General features: G+C 51.3%; 1 protein-coding gene. It reads left to right on the forward strand.

The annotated features are described in order from the left end of the window. Positions 1 to 56: 56 nt before the first annotated feature. A partial coding sequence (locus tag AAEZ06_RS28235) for a hypothetical protein (RefSeq protein ID WP_350617513.1) occupies positions 57 to 238 on the forward strand: 182 nt, incomplete at its 3' end.

Consider the following 238-nt stretch of genomic DNA (forward strand, 5'->3'; position numbering starts at 1 on the left):
TAGTCACAAACTGTAATGGTCACGTACTGCATACCAATCGGGACTTCAGGCAACTGGTGGCGTCTGAAAACTGCGATTACATGGACAGTTACTTCCCGCCCGCCTCACGTATTTTTCTGCACAGCTATGCCTGGCCGATGCTGCTAAAAAATGGTGAGTTCAGCGAGCTTTACCTGCAATTGCTGACCACCAATGGGCAACTGCTACCGGTGATGACGAACGCGCGGATCAGTCAGAC

This window comes from Pseudomonas sp. HY7a-MNA-CIBAN-0227 (assembly GCF_040310325.1).
Lineage (GTDB): Bacteria > Pseudomonadota > Gammaproteobacteria > Pseudomonadales > Pseudomonadaceae > Aquipseudomonas.